At 64.2% G+C, this 15938-nt stretch carries 18 protein-coding genes and 1 tRNA gene; 11 read left to right on the forward strand and 8 right to left on the reverse strand.

From position 1 onward, the window contains the following. Window positions 1-95: 95 nt before the first annotated feature. The 3 genes from NKI96_RS19240 to NKI96_RS19250 all read right to left on the reverse strand — a co-directional run bounded on the left by NKI96_RS19240 (window position 96) and on the right by NKI96_RS19250 (window position 2635). A tRNA-Arg gene (locus tag NKI96_RS19240) sits at window positions 96-172 on the reverse strand. Between the two features lie 162 nt (window positions 173-334). Further along, window positions 335-1237 (reverse strand): DUF1003 domain-containing protein, encoded by a 903-nt coding sequence (locus NKI96_RS19245; RefSeq protein ID WP_352759928.1) that lies wholly within the window; start codon window positions 1235-1237, stop codon window positions 335-337. 429 nt (window positions 1238-1666) lie between these two features. Next, window positions 1667-2635 (reverse strand): D-alanyl-D-alanine carboxypeptidase family protein, encoded by a 969-nt coding sequence (locus NKI96_RS19250; protein ID WP_352805633.1) that lies wholly within the window; start codon window positions 2633-2635, stop codon window positions 1667-1669. A 249-nt stretch (window positions 2636-2884) separates the two neighbouring features. Here NKI96_RS19250 and NKI96_RS19255 point away from each other — a divergent pair, with 249 nt between their 5' ends. From NKI96_RS19255 to NKI96_RS19270, 4 genes are all read left to right on the forward strand, one after another. Continuing rightward, window positions 2885-4696 carry a methyl-accepting chemotaxis protein gene (locus NKI96_RS19255; protein ID WP_352805636.1) on the forward strand — a complete coding sequence of 604 codons (1812 nt, stop codon included), beginning with the start codon at window positions 2885-2887 and terminating at the stop codon, window positions 4694-4696. A gap of 237 nt (window positions 4697-4933) precedes the next feature. Then, window positions 4934-6025: a hypothetical protein gene (locus NKI96_RS19260; protein ID WP_352805638.1), complete on the forward strand. Its 1092-nt coding sequence runs from the start codon at window positions 4934-4936 to the stop codon at window positions 6023-6025. 270 nt (window positions 6026-6295) lie between these two features. Then, complete coding sequence (locus NKI96_RS19265) at window positions 6296-6916, forward strand: nucleoside triphosphate hydrolase (protein ID WP_023671222.1); 621 nt, start codon at window positions 6296-6298, stop codon at window positions 6914-6916. 85 nt (window positions 6917-7001) lie between these two features. Continuing rightward, window positions 7002-7373: a hypothetical protein gene (locus NKI96_RS19270; RefSeq protein WP_352805640.1), complete on the forward strand. Its 372-nt coding sequence runs from the start codon at window positions 7002-7004 to the stop codon at window positions 7371-7373. A 25-nt stretch (window positions 7374-7398) separates the two neighbouring features. Here the strand turns inward: NKI96_RS19270 and NKI96_RS19275 are convergent, their stop codons facing one another. The 3 genes from NKI96_RS19275 to NKI96_RS19285 all read right to left on the reverse strand — a co-directional run bounded on the left by NKI96_RS19275 (window position 7399) and on the right by NKI96_RS19285 (window position 9726). After that, window positions 7399-8103 (reverse strand): glutathione S-transferase family protein, encoded by a 705-nt coding sequence (locus tag NKI96_RS19275; RefSeq protein WP_023711377.1) that lies wholly within the window; start codon window positions 8101-8103, stop codon window positions 7399-7401. 154 nt (window positions 8104-8257) lie between these two features. Next, window positions 8258-9466, reverse strand: coding sequence for a beta-ketoacyl-[acyl-carrier-protein] synthase family protein (locus NKI96_RS19280; RefSeq protein ID WP_023683604.1), 1209 nt, complete (start codon window positions 9464-9466; stop codon window positions 8258-8260). A 5-nt stretch (window positions 9467-9471) separates the two neighbouring features. Then, complete coding sequence (locus tag NKI96_RS19285) at window positions 9472-9726, reverse strand: acyl carrier protein (RefSeq protein WP_023671226.1); 255 nt, start codon at window positions 9724-9726, stop codon at window positions 9472-9474. A gap of 235 nt (window positions 9727-9961) precedes the next feature. On the opposite strand from NKI96_RS19285, the gene NKI96_RS19290 reads away from it, so the two are divergent. The 5 genes from NKI96_RS19290 to NKI96_RS19310 are packed head-to-tail and all read left to right on the forward strand — an operon-like array spanning window position 9962 to window position 12318. Continuing rightward, window positions 9962-10783, forward strand: a complete 822-nt coding sequence (locus NKI96_RS19290) for an urease accessory protein UreD (RefSeq protein WP_084568503.1) — start codon at window positions 9962-9964, stop codon at window positions 10781-10783. A 30-nt stretch (window positions 10784-10813) separates the two neighbouring features. Then, window positions 10814-11116, forward strand: a complete 303-nt coding sequence (locus tag NKI96_RS19295; protein ID WP_023671228.1) for an urease subunit gamma — start codon at window positions 10814-10816, stop codon at window positions 11114-11116. Window positions 11117-11126: 10 nt separating this feature from the next. Then, entirely contained in the window at window positions 11127-11381 is a 255-nt protein-coding gene (locus NKI96_RS19300; RefSeq protein WP_023671229.1) for a DUF1272 domain-containing protein, read from the forward strand. Window positions 11382-11410: 29 nt separating this feature from the next. Continuing rightward, complete coding sequence (locus tag NKI96_RS19305; RefSeq protein WP_352805642.1) at window positions 11411-12004, forward strand: HupE/UreJ family protein; 594 nt, start codon at window positions 11411-11413, stop codon at window positions 12002-12004. Window positions 12005-12012: 8 nt separating this feature from the next. After that, entirely contained in the window at window positions 12013-12318 is a 306-nt protein-coding gene (locus NKI96_RS19310; protein ID WP_023693079.1) for an urease subunit beta, read from the forward strand. 26 nt (window positions 12319-12344) lie between these two features. Here NKI96_RS19310 and NKI96_RS19315 read toward each other — a convergent pair whose 3' ends face one another. Next, a complete protein-coding gene (locus NKI96_RS19315; protein WP_023693080.1) occupies window positions 12345-12842 on the reverse strand; it encodes a hypothetical protein in 498 nt (165 codons plus the stop codon). Window positions 12843-12965: 123 nt separating this feature from the next. Continuing rightward, entirely contained in the window at window positions 12966-13328 is a 363-nt protein-coding gene (locus NKI96_RS19320) for a hypothetical protein (RefSeq protein WP_023671233.1), read from the reverse strand. A gap of 174 nt (window positions 13329-13502) precedes the next feature. Between NKI96_RS19320 and ureC the strand changes: the two genes are divergently transcribed. Then, the gene (gene ureC / locus NKI96_RS19325; protein WP_031207718.1) at window positions 13503-15215 is read left to right on the forward strand and encodes an urease subunit alpha; all 1713 of its coding nucleotides are present in this window, start codon (window positions 13503-13505) and stop codon (window positions 15213-15215) included. Window positions 15216-15307: 92 nt separating this feature from the next. Then, the gene (locus NKI96_RS19330; RefSeq protein ID WP_352805645.1) at window positions 15308-15901 is read left to right on the forward strand and encodes a hypothetical protein; all 594 of its coding nucleotides are present in this window, start codon (window positions 15308-15310) and stop codon (window positions 15899-15901) included. The last annotated feature ends 37 nt before the right edge of the window (window positions 15902-15938 follow it).

Here is a 15938-nt window from a genome sequence, read left to right on the forward strand (position 1 = left end):
CTCGAACCACTCCAAAACCCCTTCGGGCCAAAAGTGTTACCCATGTCTCCGATATAAACCGTAACCTATGTGTCCGGAATGGACCCTCGGTAAGCTGGCGCACCCGACAGGATTCGAACCTGTGACCTCTGCCTTCGGAGGGCAGCGCTCTATCCAGCTGAGCTACGGGTGCCTTCAGGGAACCTGAAAACGAACCAGCCGATAGGCCGGCCAGCCACGGCTTCTTAGCGGAAGCCGGCGCGGGCTTCAACGGGCAATTGGCGTGGCGATATTTTCGAAGCCACGTCGCGCGGCTCGGCAACTTCGCGTCCGCCTTGCAGCCTCAGCCCGGGACTCACCCCGCCACCTCCACCTTCGCCACCCGCCTGCGCACCCTGCGCGGCGCCCGCTTCGCCTTCTTCGCGCCGGTCAGTTCGTGCATCGCATCCAGCTGCATCTGCTGCATTTCGGCCAGCCGCGTCCATTGGCGCGAGATCAGATAGTCGAGCTTTTCGTGCAAATGGCGCACTTCCAGCTCGGCTTTCAGGTTCACCCGGTAGTCGTTGAACGAGCGCAGGCGGTCCTTGGCCTCCGTCCGTCTCTGGCTCATCATGATGATCGGCGCCTGGATGGCGGCGATACAGGAGAGCAGCAGGTTGAGCAGGATGAAGGGGTAGGGGTCGAAGGCGCTGCTCACGCCCGCGATCAAATTGACGCCGATCCACACCGCAAGCACGCTGCCGAACGAGATCAGGAACCACCAGCTGCCGCCGAAAGCCGCCATGTTGTCGGAGACGCGGTCGGCGAACGAGCGGTGCTCCTCGAACTCCTCTTCCGAGTTTTCCGAAATCGTGTCCTGCCTGGCGATCGATTCGACCACCTGGCGGTCGAGCTCGGAGAATTCGCCATGCTCCTGCTGCAGCAGCTCCTCCATGTAGCGCATGCGGTAGCGGCCGAGCTCCTCCCGGCTGATGCGGGCGCCGCGCGGCAGGTCGGGATGATCGGAGCGGATGCGGTCGGCCAGGCTCGGCCTGAGGTCGTCGATGCGCACCAGGTCACGCTTGCGAAACTTTCTACCTGATATCGCCGACGGTTTTCGCTTCGGCTTCAGGCGGCCATGGGGTTCGGAGTCCGGCACATCGGGCGCTTCCAGCGCCTCGTCGGCAACCAGTTCGGCGTCGTGGGCGGGCGGCGCCTCGAAATACTCGCCGCCGCTGTCGTTTTCATTGTCGGCCTGTTCGGATGGTTTTGGGCTCATGATGCCGGCTCCTGCTGTCGCGCCCACGATACGCCAAGGCGAGGCGGCATAGCCACTGTGGCGGTGAAGATTGGGGGCTTGTGCATGCTTGTGATGAATGCCTGCTGCAATTGCCTGTGGCAGCGCAGCCCCCAGGGGCCTCGCTCGCCTGCTGCTCGGCAACCAGACCGCCGAAGTGCTGTTGCCGACGGAGGTCGCGCCTGCTGCAGAGTTAAGATGAGGCAGCGATCCTTCACGACCCCCCTCTGTCCTGCCGGACATCTCCCCCTCAAGGGGGGAGATCAGATGTCGCCATGGCTTCGCCAAACACGAAAAAGAGGCGAGACGCCGAAGCTGCTAATCTCCCCACTTGAGGGGGAGATGGCCGGCAGGCCAGAGGGGGGTGCTGTCCCGCCGACGTTTCAGAGTTCCTCCACCCAACGACGGGTTCTATTGCGGCGGTAAACCAGGCAACTGCGACCCCTGCGCCGGCAAACCAGGCGGCGGCAGGCCGGGCGACGCGGCCGGCTGATCTCCCGCAAACATCAGCCGCGTCTTCGTATCGGCCATGGCGGGCGACAGACTGCGCTGGATCAGCGCTTCGACATGGTCGTTGCGCTGCCTAGCGCTGTCGGCGCCCATCACCACCACGATCAGATGCCGGCCGTCGGCATTGTAGGACGTGACGATATTGTAACCGGATGCCCTGATATAGCCGGTCTTGATGCCGTCGACGCCGCGCACCCGGCCGAGCATGTCGTTGTGGCCGCGCACCAGCCGGCCGCGGAACATGAAGTCGCTTTCGGAGAAATAGTGGAACTGCTGCGGGAAGCGGGCGCGCAGCGCCATCCCCAGCGTCGCCATGTCGCGCGCCGATGTGTGCTGGCCATCGTCGGGCAGGCCGGAGGCATTGCGGAAGACGGTGCTGCTCATGCCGATCTGGCGCGCCTTGGACGTCATCATGGCGGCGAACTGGTCCTCCGAGCCGCCGAGATATTCGCCCACCGCCACCGCCACGTCATTGGCCGACTTGACCACGATCGCCCGGATCGCCGAATCGACATCGATGCTCTCGCCGGGCTTGAAGCGCAATTTGGTCGGCGGCTGCCGGGCGGCATTGTCGGAGACCGGAATCTGCGTTTCCTTCGAGACGCGGCCGGACTCCAGCGCCTCGAACAGCAGGTACAGCGTCATCATCTTGGTCAGCGACGCCGGATAGCGTTGCGCCCTCGAACTGACTTCGAACAGCGTCTTGCCACTGCCGGCATCGACCACGATGGCCGCATATTTCTCCTGCGGCGCCGGCACCGCCAGCACGCTGTCGGGCGGTGCGGTGGTGCTGCAGCCGGCCACGAAGACAAGCAGCAGGAGGGCTGCGAGAAATTTCTGGGCGGGGGAGGGGAAATGGAAATTTGGCAAGTCAAGTCCGGCGTTGCTGAGAGGGCCGGAACCTAGCCTAACCCATTTTGTTCGTCCATTTGGTTAACGGCGGAGCTGCCGATGACGCTGCCAATCTCCCCCGCAAGGGGGGAGATCAGATGTCGCTTCGGCTTCGCCAACCATCGGCGCTGAAACGGCAACCTCCCGAAATCGCCTGCTTCCTGTCCTGTTTTGCCTGCGGGGTCGCGGTGCTGCTATAGAGGCGGCAATTGCTTGGGGGATTTGACAATGACCGGTGACATCGGCGCGGCTGCGCCATCTCTTATCAGGGCTTCGCTCAGCCGCACCGGCAAATGGGCCGGCAGCGTCGCTTTCATCGGCGGCGCCGCATCCGACATCCTCAATCCGCTGGCGCCGTTCGCCGCCTATATCGCGCTGGTCGCTTCGGTTGCCGCCGCCGTCATCGCCATTGCCATCGTTCTGCGGCTGGTGCTGGCCGCCAAGGCGCTGCCGGCGCTGATCTTTGCCACCAGCGCTGCCGCCGTCGCCGGCGGCGTCTATGGCCTGCAGCAGCAGTCCAATTCGCAGAACGGTGTGATCGCCGGCCTGGTGCCGGCCATCGCCCAGTTGCAGCAGCAGATGGGCATCGTCTCGGCCAGGGTGGCCAGGATCGAGCAAACGGTAACCGAGACGAAGCTGGCGGTCGACCAGGTCAAGCAATCGACCGACGCGGTGGCGAAGAAGACCGAGGAAATTGCGTCGACCCAGCAGCAGCAGGCTGAGCAGGGCGCGCAGACGCAAAAGTCGGTAGAGGCGGTCAAGCAGACGACCGAAACGCTCGCTGCCGGCCAGCAGAAACAGGCCGAGCAGGCGGATAAGCTTCAGGCGACCACCGAGCAGATCGCCGCCTCGATCGACACCATCGCCAAGGGCTTTGCCGCATTGGCCGCGCAGGGCGGGACGATCGCCGAGCCGAAGCGGCCGGACGAATTCTATCACAATGCCCGCGTCTACGAGCTTTCCGGCGACATGCTGAATGCGCGGCGCTCCTATCTCGCTTTCGCCGGTTTCGACGTCGACGCCGTCGATCCCTACACACGCTTCGCCACCCTGCTGCGCGTGCAGGACGGCAAGGCCGGCGCCCGCGAAGTGTTCGGCGCCCTGGCCGACAAGGCCAAGGCGCTGTCGATCAAGCTGGTCCATATCCTGCAGTTCGACGATGCCCAGCGTCTCGACAAGCTCAACGCCTTCATCGCCGCCAATCCGGATTTCGCACCGGCCTATTACCTGCTCGCGCAGGAGTTTTCCGAGGATCGCCTCGGCGTCCAGTCGCTGTCCGACAAGCGCAGCGAGGCCGAGGCGCTGACCAAGTTCGTCTCCTATGAAAAGGAAGGCGGGCTGCTCAAATATTTCGTCGACCAGACGCAGCTCGCCGACTGGCTCGACCGCAGCCGTACCCGCCTGACGGCGCTTGGCGACGTGCTCGACCCAGCGCGCTTTGCCCCGACGCTGACGCCGATGCGCTCCAATGCCGGCTGGACGATCTCCATCTCGCTGCCCGAGGCCGCGACCGGCATTTCCTGGCGCATGGGTGTGTCAGGTCCGTTCACCGACACCGGGCTGATGGCGATGAACGACCAGCGCACCGGCAAGCCGATGCCCAATCCGAGCTTCGAATTGCCCGACAGCACCACGGCCACCACCATCGGGGTCAAATATCTCGATCTCAGGGGCCGCGAGACCGGGCCGTTCGACATAAGTTTCGATCCGGACGCGGCGCTGCAACAGGGCAACAAACAGATCCTCGACCAGTTCTGGACGTCGTGGATCGCCTTCGACGCCAGCGGCAATCACGGCCTGGTCTATTTCTCCCAGATGCTGTCGTTCCGCTGCGGCATCAAGGAGGTGCGCTACAGCCTGAACAGCACGGCGCTCGACAGGGAGATCAAGCTGCCGCCTTGCGACAAGAAGGACCCCTACGCCATTCCTTATGACTACCAGCCTTACTTCAAGGTCGCCGACAACGTGACATCGATGGCGGTGCAGGTCACCTACACCGACGGCACCAAGTCGCCGGTCCGGGAGTACAAACGGCAGTAGGCGTCCACCCTCCCCCTTGTGGGGAGGGTCGATCCGCGTAGCGGATCGGGGTGGGGGGTCCTCGTAGGGCGCTACCCCCACCCCGTCGAACGATCTCCGCTTCGCGTCGAGCGCTCGCCGACCCTCCCCACAAGGGGGAGGGTAAAAATCGCCCTGATGCAAAATGCCGGTCGCTGTGCTTGCGCATCCCTCGCGGAGCGGGTTTGTTCGCTGCCATCAGAATCAGCAGGTGCGCGGATGGATACGGTCACGATCAAGGCAAAGGGCATTTCGGTCACGCTCGATCTCACTGTCGGCCATATCGCCGACATAACGGTCGACAGCGATGGCCGCCAACTGAAGCCGCTGCACCGCGCGCCCTGGATCGATGCCGGCGAGACGCTGCCGCCGGATCTGCCTCAAGGCACGGTGCGGCTGTCGGGCGATTTCCTCTGCGCACCGTTTTCGGCCAGCGACATCGAGGCCGCACCGCTGCATGGCTGGCCGGCCAACAGCGCCTGGGATGTCACGGCCAGCGAAGCGACATCCGACGGCTGGCGGGCCGTCTTCCGGTTGCGCCGCACGGTGATGGGCGCGACGGTCGACAAGATCTTCACGCTCCGCAACAGTCATCCCTTCCTCTATCAGGAGCATGTCTTTTCCGGCGGTTCCGGCGCTGTCTCCGCCGCCCACCATCCGATGGCGGCGATGCGCGATGGCGGCCGGCTGGCCTTTTCGCCGAAGCGCTTTGCCGGGACACTGGGCGCACCGCTGGAGCCCGATCCGGCCCGCGGTCGCTTCAAGCTTTCCTATCCCGCCCGCTCGACCGATCTGACGCGCTTTCCAGCCACTGGCGGCGGCACGCTCGATCTCACCGACTACCGCATGGAGGATGAGCGCGAGGATTTCATCACCCTGGTCGAAGCCGATCATGGCGGTCCGGGCTGGACGGCGCTGGCGCGCCGGGCCGAACAGGATCTGGTGCTGGTGCTGAAGAACCCGGCGGAGCTGCCGGTCACCATGCTGTGGTTCAGCAATGGCGGCCGCGACTACGCGCCGTGGAGCAGCCGCCATCGCGGCGTGCTCGGCATCGAGGACGGCCGCGCCGCCATCGGCCATGCCGCATCGATCGGCGACAATTGGCTGAAGCGCGAAGGGGTCGCGACCGCTTTTACCCTCGGCGGCGAAGTCTCCTTCCGCCATGTCATCGGCACGCTGCCGCTCACGAGCGGCGAGCCGCCGCGCGATATCGGGACAGCCTCAGGTCACATGCGTCTCACCGGAGCCGATGGTTCGACCCGCGATGTCAGGTTCGACAGCGATTTCCTGGGGATCGGCCAGCCCGGCTGATTTTCGAACGCTGGCCCTGCCCCTCACCTGCCTGCCGGCATCCTCGACACACGGCACATGGAGCTTGTCCGCCGCATCGCCGCGCCAACCAATCTGCTTGGCGCTGCGGCGGACGCATTGGGAGGAGAAGTGTTACCCATCTATCGGCTTGACACCGGCAGGGCGACGAGGGGCAGCGCTGACGTGGCGGATGTCGTGAGATTGCCCAAATCGCGGTTTGAAATTTCCTCAAACTGCCGACAAGATGCAAAGCATAGCTGGAAGCGCCCAATGTCCGAAATCGCCCATCTCGCCGCCACCATCTTCAAGCGCGCCGGCAAGGCGAAACGCTTCATCGTCGCCATTGCCGGCCCGCCCGGCGCCGGCAAGTCGACGCTCTCGGCCGGCCTGCATGATCTGTTGCCGGAGGGCGCGGCTGAAGTCGTGCCGATGGACGGCTTCCACTATGATGACATCGTGCTCGACCAGCGCGGCCTGCGGTCAAGAAAGGGCGCGCCGGAGACTTTCGACTTCGCCGGCTTCGAGACGCTGTTGAAGCGCATCCGTTCGGGCGAGCCAGACATCGCCATTCCGGTGTTCGACCGCAGCATGGAATTGTCGCGCGCCGCCGCCTCCATCGTTGCCGCCGAGACCAAGTTCATCCTGGTCGAAGGCAATTACCTCCTGCTCGACGAGGAGCCGTGGTCGCGGCTGGCGCCGCTGTTCGACTTCACCATCTTTGTCGATGTGCCGCGGGCCGAACTCGAGCGCCGCCTTCTGGTGCGCTGGCACGAGCATGGCCGCTCCGACGAAGACGCCCGCGCCTGGATCGCTTCCAACGACATGCCCAACATCGATCGCGTGCTCGGCCGTCGCAGGTCCGCCGACCTGGTTGTTGGCGATCCCGCATAGTTCGCTGGACTTCGGAACGGGAACCTTAAGACTTTCAGGTCGTTATCTCTCATCGGCAATCGTGCCGCCGTGAGGGAACCGTCAGATGGCAACCAAGGCAAAAACACCCGCCAAGAGCAAGACCGCTCAACCCAAAGCCAGGCAGGCAAAGGCCACGCAGGCCAAGGCAGGCGCCGGCCCGGCGATCGCCGAGCGGTCCAAGGACGCAAAGCCGGCTTTCGGCAAAGCGGCGCCAAAGAAGGTAGAACCGGTCGCGACGGCGGAGGTGGCGGCGAAAACAGCCAAACCCAAGAAGCCGGCAAGCCGCGGCTCGATGGCCGGCGGGGCCATGCGCACGGTCAAGGCGACCGCCAATGTCGCCGCTGGTGCGGTGGCGGCGACAGCCAGGGGCGCCGCGTCGCTCGCTGCGTCCGTCATCGGCAAGGGCGGCTCGAAAAGCAAGGCCAAGGCGAAATAGACCTGGTTGGTTCGGCCGGCCGAGGTCAATTCCTGGCGGGAATGGTCAGGCCGCGCTGCACCGCGGGCCGCGCCAGCCCGCGCTCCAGCCATGCCGCGACGGTGGGGAAGTCGTCGAAGCCGACGAGTTCTCGCGCCTCGTAGAAGCCGATCAGATTACGCACCCAGCCCAGCATCGAAATGTCGGCGATGGTATAGTCGTCGTCCATGATCCAGGTTCGACCCTTCAGCCGCGTCTCCAGCACCCCGATCAGCCGCCGCGATTCATTGCGGTAGCGATCCAGCGGCCGCTTGTCGGCGATCTCGCGTCCGGCGAATTTGTTGAAAAACCCGACCTGTCCGAAAATCGGCCCGATCGCCGCCATCTGGAAGAACACCCATTGGATGGTCTCGTAGCGCCGCGCCGGATCGACCGGGATCAGCTTGCCGGTCTTGTCGGTGAGGTAGAGCAGGATGGCGCCGGATTCGAACAGGCCGAGCGGCTTGCCGCCCGGACCGTCGGGGTCGATGATCGCGGGTATCTTGCCGTTCGGGTTCAGCGACAGGAATTCCTGCGTCCAGCTCTGGTCCTTGCCGATATCCACCAGATGCGCCTCGTAGGGCAGGCCGAGTTCTTCCAGCGCGATCGAGACTTTCACGCCATTCGGCGTCGTCGCGGAATAGAGCTGCAGGCGGTCGGGGTGGCTGGCCGGCCAGCGCTTGGTGATCGGAAAGGCGGACAGGTCGGTCATCGAAAGCTCCGGTCGGGAATTTGGCGCGGTATCGCGCCGTCTGGCGTGTTGCGAAGGATTATCCTCGGCGTCTTTGCCGATCAACCGGTCGACGGTGCAGACACCGTCTTCGCAGTCATTCAGGCCCAGTCGCTCAGGGGCCAGTCGCTTGCCGTCAGACCGCCTTGAACGCGACCACGGCATTGGTGCCGCCAAAGGCAAAACCGTTGCTGATCGCCGCGCGCACCTTGCGCTCGCGCGCCACATTCGGCGTGATGTCGAGATCGCAGTCGGGGTCGGCCTGCCGGAAATTGGCCGTCGGCGGCACGATGCCTTCGCGGATCGCCATCACGCAGGCGATCATTTCCAGGCCGCCCGAGGCGCCGAGGCAATGGGCATGCATCGACTTGGTCGACGACACCGACAGCTTATAGGCATGGTCGCCGAAGACGCGCTTGATTGCCGCCGTCTCGATCTGGTCGTTGGCCTTGGTGCCGGTGCCGTGGGCGTTGAGATAGTCGACGTCCTCGGGATTGAGCCCGGCGTCCGCCAGGCAGGCGCGCATCGCCGCCGTCGGTCCCTCGACAGTCGGCGCGACGATATCGGAAGCGTCGGCGGAAAGGCCGGCTCCGGCAAATTCGGCCAGAATGGTAGCGCCGCGCGCCATGGCGTGTTCATACGTTTCCAGCACCGCCATTCCAGCACCTTCGCCGAGCGACAGGCCCTGGCGATCGGCTGAGAACGGCCGGCAGGTATCGGGCGCCAGCACCCGCAGGGCTTCCCAGCCTTTCAGGATGCCCCAGAGCAGCGGCGCGTCGGTGCCGCCGGCGACCATGACATCGGCGCGGCCGAGCCGGATCTGGTCGACCGCCGAGGCAAAGGCGTGATTGGACGAGGAGCAGGCCGAAGTGACGCCGAACACCGGCCCGCGCAGGCCGAGATTCATGCTGACATGGCCGGATGCCGCACTCGGCATCACTTTCGGCACGGTGAAGATGCCGGCCCGGTTCTTGCCGTCGACCAGGATGGCGCGATAGTTCTCCTCGATCGCCTCCCAGCCGCAGACGCCGACGCCGACAACCGCGCCCATCCGGTAGGTGGTTGCTTCATTCGATGTCAGGCCGGCATGCTGCATGGCTTCGCGCGCGGCAATCGTCGCCAAAAGGCTGAAGCGGTCCATCGACACGGTCTGCTTGTGGCTGATGCCATGGTCGGGCAGCGTCTTGATTTCGCAGCCGACCTTGACCTTCAAATCATGCAAACCGGGATTGCTGATTTGACCGATGGCCGATCGGCCGGCCCGCATTTCGTTCCAGATTGCAGGCGCATTGGCGCCGAGCCCGCATATGCCGCCGATGCCGGTAATGACGACGCGCTTTTGCATTCAGCTCAGGCTTTTTTCGCAATCAGCGCGCGAACAGCCTCAACCATATCGCCGACATTCTTGAGATTGCTCCAGGCATCGACCGTGTTCATCTCGATCTCGATGCCGTACTGCTCCTCGAGATCGAAGATGATCTCGGTCAGTTCCAGGGAATGGATGCCAAGCGCGGTCAATTCCGTATTGGTGGTGATCTCTTCGCCACCGGGCTCCGCATGTGCCCTGATCTTGGCGATGATTTCCGTTGCCAGCTCGTCAGCCATTCGATTCCTTCCCCAATTTTATAACGTCGCGGTGCCGATTGGTTGGCGCCCTTGTTGCCTGGACTGAAATCGCCGTCGCCTTCAAAAACCCGCCAGGCGCAGCATGACCGTTCCAAAGAGGCTCCCTCTATAGAAACGGAAACGCTGTCAAGCAACAAGCTATATCAACAAGCACCATATCGACAAAGCGCCGGGAGTGCTTAACGTTAGCGCCGTGGATACGTTGCAGCATGTCTTGATCTCAGCTCTTCCGGCCCAGCGCGCGGCCGGGGCGGCCCGGCTTGCGTGCGGCGTCAGGGATGGACGCACCCGGCTTTTGCGCCTCTATCAGGACGGCTCGGCCAAAATCCGCATGCCGGCCGTTGCGGCCGATCCGCTCGAAGCCGTGCTCATCAACACCGCCGGCGGTCTGACCGGCGGCGATCGGCTCGGCTGGGAAATCGATGTCGGGCCAGGTGCCTCCGCCTCGATAACCACCCAGGCCTGCGAAAAGATCTATCGTGCCGCTAGCGACCGCGCCGAAGTTCGGGTGAAGCTCAGCGTCGGCGCGGGCGGGCGTATCGCCTGGCTGCCCCAGGAAACCATCGTCTTCGACCGCTCGGCCTTTGCCCGCACGCTCGAGGTCGAGCTTGCCGCAGGCGCCGAGGCATTGCTGCTTGAAGCCACCATATTCGGCCGCCTCGCCATGGGCGAAGAGGCCGCGCACGGCCATTTCCACGACCGTTGGCGTGTCCGCCAGGATGGTGCGCTCGTTCATGCCGAGGATTCCCGCATCGGGCCGGCTATCGCGGCGGCACTTGGCCGCCCGGCGGTCGCCGGCGGCGCCATTGCCGCTGCGACGCTGCTGATGGTTTCGCCGCAGGCCGAAGGCTTGCTCGATGCGGCCCGCGACATCATCGGCGCCGACGGCGATGCCAGCGCCTGGAGCGTCAAAAAATCTGGCAAGCTTCTTGCGAGGCTGTTTGCCGAGGACGGCTACCAGCTGCGCAAGCGGCTGGTTCCGCTCGTCGAACTGCTCAACGGGCGGGCGGGTCTGCCCAAATTATGGTCACTCTGAGCCAAATCCAGGCCAAATCCAGGAAAGCGCATGAACCTGACGCCGCGTGAAAAGGACAAGCTGCTCATCGCCATGGCGGCGATCGTGGCGCGCAAGCGGCTGGAACGCGGCGTCAAGCTCAATCACCCCGAAGCGATCGCGCTGATCACCGATTTCGTCGTCGAGGGCGCCCGCGACGGCCGCCCGGTCGCCGAACTGATGGAGGCCGGCGCCCATGTCATCACCCGCGCGCAGGTGATGGAAGGCATCGCCGAGATGATCCACGACGTGCAGGTCGAGGCGACCTTTCCCGACGGCACCAAGCTGGTGACCGTTCACGAACCGATCAGGTGAGGAGAAAACGATGCTGGAGCTGCGACCGAATTGCGAATGCTGCGACAAGGACCTGCCGCCGGAAGCGGCGGACGCGCTGATCTGCACCTTTGAATGCACCTTCTGCGCTGACTGCGCTGAACATGTGCTGGGCGGCGTCTGCCCGAACTGCGGCGGCAATTTTTCCGCACGCCCGATCCGCCCAGTGGAGAAACTGGTGAAATATCCGGCCTCGACCCAACGCGTGCTCAAGGCCGAGGGCTGCGGCCCGCGCAAGGCTGCGTGATTGTTTTCGTGACTTCGAAGGGAAGGCCGATGATCTCTGCTTCAACCAAACGCACCACGCTTGCAGCGATCCTGCTGCTGGCGGCGGCGATGCCCGCTTATGCCCATGTCGGCATCGGCACCACCTCGTCCTTCGCGGCGGGCTTCGCGCATCCGCTGTCCGGCCTCGACCATATGACCGTCATGGTCGCCGTCGGCCTGTGGGCGGCGCTCAAGGGCGGCAAGGCGATCTGGGCCTGGCCGCTGGCCTTTGTCGGCGTCATGCTGGTCGGCGGCGCGTTCGGCATGCTCCACGTGCCGGTGCCTTTCGTCGAACCGGGCATCCTTGCCTCGGTCGTCGCGCTTGGCTTGCTGGTGGCGTTGGCGGTCGATCTGCCGGTCTCGGCCGGAGTCGCCATCATCGGCCTGTTCGCGCTGTTCCATGGCCATGCCCACTGCACCGAAGTGCCGGAAAATGCAGGTGGGCTTGACTATATGGCCGGCTTTGCCGTTGCCACCGCACTTCTCCATGCCATGGGCATCGCTGCCGGCCTTGGCCTCGGCATGCGCTTTCGCGGGCTTGCCCGCGCCGCTGGCGCCGCTTGTGCTGCAGTCGGCGGCGGCCTGGTCTTCGGCGTTTTGTGAGGCTAACGATGATTCCCGGCGAAATCATCACCGCAAGCGGCGACATCGAGCTCAACAAGGGGCTGCCGACGGTGACGCTGAAGGTCGCCAACAGCGGCGACCGGCCGATCCAGGTCGGCAGCCACTACCATTTCTTCGAGACCAATGAGGGGTTGAAATTCGACCGCGACAAAGCGCGCGGCATGCGTCTGGACATTGCCGCCGGCACCGCGATGCGCTTCGAACCGGGACAAGAGCGGGACGTCACGCTGGTGCCGTTCGGAGGAAAACGCCAGGTCTACGGTTTTCAGCAGAAGATCATGGGCAGGCTGTGAGATCGACGGGGTCGGGCGCCCTGAGGTCAGTTCGACGGCCTGGCCGCCGCGTAGATGACGATTCTTGCCGAGCCGTCGAATTCCACCGCAAGGACGTCTTCCGTAAGCACGCGCCGCGAATCGATGGCGTTGAACAGCAAGGCGTTGGCGTCGATCTCCTTGCGCAGTTCTGCAATGTCGTCCTGATGCTGTTCGACCTTGCTCTCGACGGCCGGCGGCGGGCCGCCTTCGCTGCGTGCCGCGTCCGTGAGGAAGACGATATCTACTGTATCGAGCTTGGACGTCTTGCGCACGGCGCCGATGTTCTCACGCGTCCGCTCGATCGCGGTGATGATCTTGTTGGTCTGTGGTTCCGTCCGCGCCTCCTCCTGCCGGACATCGGAGCCGACGATCCTGTTGACGGTGTCGGCCCGGTTGACGGCGTCAGCGCTTTCAAGACCTTGCGCGGGTTGCGGGCCGAAAGCTGCGAGAAATGCGCAGGCAGCAAGGCTCTGGAGCCATCTGGTGTCGGCAAAGACAGGCATTGCTCGCTCCTGGTGGACTTTTCTGTGCAACGCCGTTCGGCGCCAAAGGGACGAAACGCCTCCTGTCGGGCGAAGGTTCCCTGTGGGCTGGCGGGCCGGGGGCCGGCCCGCCAAGCGCTTCTTTCAGCTTGCCTTCTTGGTGACAAGGGTCAGCGCGCCATCGGTGGTCATGCTGGCGGCGACCACCTGTGCCGAGGTGAGCCCCTTGGCTTCGAGCGCCGACTTGATCTGCGGCGTCGCGTCGATCGAAGAGCGCAGTTTCTGCAGCCCGGCATCGCCACGCTGGGCGATCACCTGATTGACCTGCGTCTGGGTGGCTTTGGGCAATTCGCTGATATCGACGATGTTGACCTTCTGGATCGCCGGCGCCGCCGGCTGAGCGCTGGGCGCCGCCGGCTTCGGTTGCGGCGTGGGCTGCTGCTGGGCGCCGGCTACGGTTGCGGAGGCCAGCGTGGCTGCGGCTGCAAGAACGATGATTTTGCGCATGTATTTTCCTTTCATCGATTTGGCCAAGGGTTTGGCAAACGGGCGGTTTGGGGTGGCACCGCCACCTCAACGGCCAAATGGGATCAGAAGGTGTCGCCGAGCGGGTCATTGCATGACCATTGGATGGCGACGATGTGGGGCTGCGGCCGGACTGCGTTTGGGGAGCATTGACTGATGGCTAGAATTACCCGCGCCGCCTACGCGCAGATGTATGGCCCGACGGTCGGCGACAGAGTGCGCCTGGCCGACACCGAGCTGTTTATCGAGGTCGAAAAGGACCTCACCGTCTATGGCGAGGAGGTGAAATTCGGCGGCGGCAAGGTCATCCGCGACGGCATGGGCCAGAGCCAGGTGTCGCGCGCCGGCGGCGCGGTCGACACGGTCATCACCAACGCGCTGGTGGTCGATGCCACTGCCGGCATCTTCAAGGCCGATATAGGTCTCAGGGACGGCCGCATCGCGGCGATCGGCAAGGCCGGCAATCCCGACACGCAGGACGGTGTCACCATCATCATCGGCCCCGGTACCGAGATCATCGCCGGCGAGGGCAAGATCCTGACCGCCGGCGGCTTCGACGCGCACATCCACTTCATCTGCCCGCAGCAGATCGACGAAGCGCTGATGTCGGGCATCACCACCATGCTCGGCGGCGGCACCGGCCCGGCGCATGGCACGCTGGCCACCACCTGCACGCCCGGACCCTGGCACATGGCGCGCATGATCCAGTCCTTCGACGCTTTCCCGATGAACATCGGCCTGTCCGGAAAGGGCAACGCCTCGCTGCCGGCAGCGCTGGAGGAAATGGTGCTGGGCGGGGCCTGCTCGCTGAAGCTGCACGAGGACTGGGGCACGACGCCGGCGGCCATCGACTGCTGCCTGTCGGTTGCCGACGATTACGACGTGCAGGTGATGATCCACACCGACACGCTGAACGAATCCGGCTTTGTGGAGAACACCGTCGCCGCCATCAAGGGCCGCACCATCCACGCCTTCCACACCGAAGGCGCCGGCGGCGGCCATGCGCCCGATATCATCAAGGTCTGCGGCCTGCCCAACGTCATTCCGTCTTCGACCAACCCGACCCGGCCCTACACCGTCAACACGCTGGCCGAGCATCTCGACATGCTGATGGTCTGCCACCATCTGTCGCCGTCGATCCCTGAAGACATCGCCTTTGCCGAAAGCCGTATCCGCAAGGAGACCATCGCGGCGGAAGACATTCTGCACGATATCGGCGCCTTCTCGATCATCTCGTCGGACTCGCAGGCCATGGGCCGTGTCGGCGAGGTGGCGATCCGCACCTGGCAGACCGCCGACAAGATGAAGCGCCAGCGCGGGTCATTGCCGCAGGAGACCGGCAACAACGACAATTTCCGCGTCCGCCGCTACCTCGCCAAATACACCATCAACCCGGCCATCGCGCATGGCCTGTCCAGGGACATCGGTTCGATCGCGGTCGGCAAGCGCGCCGATCTGGTGCTGTGGAACCCAGCCTTCTTCGGCGTCAAGCCCGACATGGTGCTGATCGGCGGCATGATAGCCGCAGCCCCGATGGGCGACCCAAACGCCTCTATCCCGACACCGCAGCCGATGCACTACCGCCCGATGTTCGGCGCCTATGGCAAGGCCAGGACCAACTCGTCGGTGACGTTCGTTTCCAAGGCGGCTCTGGACTCAGGCCTGCATGGCCGGCTCGGCGTCGACAAGCAGTTCGTGGCGGTGGAAAACACCCGTGGCGGCATCGGCAAGCACTCGATGGTGCTCAACGACGCTACGCCGCATGTCGAAGTCGACCCGGAGACTTACGAGGTGCGCGCCGATGGCGAGCTACTGACCTGCGAGCCGGCAAGCGTGCTGCCGATGGCGCAGCGGTATTTCCTGTTTTGAGGCGAGGGGCGATTTGATCGACCCGGCAAATTCCGTTGCGACCCGGTCGGTCCCGCCGCAATATGCGGCTCAAAGAAACCGCGTAGCAGGTCATGGCCACCGAAATAGCCTCCGTCCACGACATCTTCCCGCATATCCGCATCGTCATGGGCATGGTGATCGGACTTGGCGTCGCTCGCCTGCTGTCGGGGGTGGCGCGGATCGTTCAGCATCCGGGCCAGTACAGGCTCTATCCAGTGCACCTCGGCTGGGTCGCCTCCATGCTGTTGCTGCTGGTGCATTTCTGGTGGTGGGAGTTCGGCCTCTACACCATAGAGGTCTGGACTTTCGGCAAGTACCTGTTCCTGATCTTCTACGCCATCACGCTGTTCCTGCTGTGCGCGCTGCTGATTCCGGATTCGATGCTCGACTACACCAGCTATGAGGATTTCTTCTATTCGCGTCGCGGCTGGTTCTTCGGCCTGCTGGCGACGACCTATCTGCTCGATGTCGTCGACACGCTGCTGAAAGGTCCCGAGCATTTCGCCCGCTACGGCAATGAATATCTGTTCCGAACGCCGGTTTTCGTGGTGTTGTGCATTGCCGCCATACTGGTGCGGGACCGCCGTTTCCACATCGCCTTCGTCGTGGGCACGCTGATTTACCAAATATCGTTCATCCTGCGGCTCTTCGACACCATCGTCTGAACAGTGGCTATGGTTTAGGGTCGCAGGAAAGAGGGTT

The organism is Mesorhizobium sp. M0292 (assembly GCF_040321695.1).
Lineage (GTDB): Bacteria > Pseudomonadota > Alphaproteobacteria > Rhizobiales > Rhizobiaceae > Mesorhizobium.

Bases quoted from the DNA above. Each gene is read 5' to 3' on its own strand.
- NKI96_RS19245 (WP_352759928.1), bottom strand. From the start codon at position 1,237: ATGAGCCCAAAACCATCCGAACAGGCCGACAATGAAAACGACAGCGGC.
- NKI96_RS19255 (WP_352805636.1), top strand. From the start codon at position 2,885: ATGACCGGTGACATCGGCGCGGCTGCGCCATCTCTTATCAGGGCTTCG.
- NKI96_RS19260 (WP_352805638.1), top strand. From the start codon at position 4,934: ATGGATACGGTCACGATCAAGGCAAAGGGCATTTCGGTCACGCTCGAT.
- NKI96_RS19265 (WP_023671222.1), top strand. From the start codon at position 6,296: ATGTCCGAAATCGCCCATCTCGCCGCCACCATCTTCAAGCGCGCCGGC.
- NKI96_RS19270 (WP_352805640.1), top strand. From the start codon at position 7,002: ATGGCAACCAAGGCAAAAACACCCGCCAAGAGCAAGACCGCTCAACCC.
- NKI96_RS19275 (WP_023711377.1), bottom strand. From the start codon at position 8,103: ATGACCGACCTGTCCGCCTTTCCGATCACCAAGCGCTGGCCGGCCAGC.
- NKI96_RS19280 (WP_023683604.1), bottom strand. From the start codon at position 9,466: ATGCAAAAGCGCGTCGTCATTACCGGCATCGGCGGCATATGCGGGCTC.
- NKI96_RS19285 (WP_023671226.1), bottom strand. From the start codon at position 9,726: ATGGCTGACGAGCTGGCAACGGAAATCATCGCCAAGATCAGGGCACAT.
- NKI96_RS19295 (WP_023671228.1), top strand. From the start codon at position 10,814: ATGAACCTGACGCCGCGTGAAAAGGACAAGCTGCTCATCGCCATGGCG.
- NKI96_RS19300 (WP_023671229.1), top strand. From the start codon at position 11,127: ATGCTGGAGCTGCGACCGAATTGCGAATGCTGCGACAAGGACCTGCCG.
- NKI96_RS19305 (WP_352805642.1), top strand. From the start codon at position 11,411: ATGATCTCTGCTTCAACCAAACGCACCACGCTTGCAGCGATCCTGCTG.
- NKI96_RS19310 (WP_023693079.1), top strand. From the start codon at position 12,013: ATGATTCCCGGCGAAATCATCACCGCAAGCGGCGACATCGAGCTCAAC.
- NKI96_RS19315 (WP_023693080.1), bottom strand. From the start codon at position 12,842: ATGCCTGTCTTTGCCGACACCAGATGGCTCCAGAGCCTTGCTGCCTGC.
- NKI96_RS19320 (WP_023671233.1), bottom strand. From the start codon at position 13,328: ATGCGCAAAATCATCGTTCTTGCAGCCGCAGCCACGCTGGCCTCCGCA.
- ureC (WP_031207718.1), top strand. From the start codon at position 13,503: ATGGCTAGAATTACCCGCGCCGCCTACGCGCAGATGTATGGCCCGACG.
- NKI96_RS19330 (WP_352805645.1), top strand. From the start codon at position 15,308: ATGGCCACCGAAATAGCCTCCGTCCACGACATCTTCCCGCATATCCGC.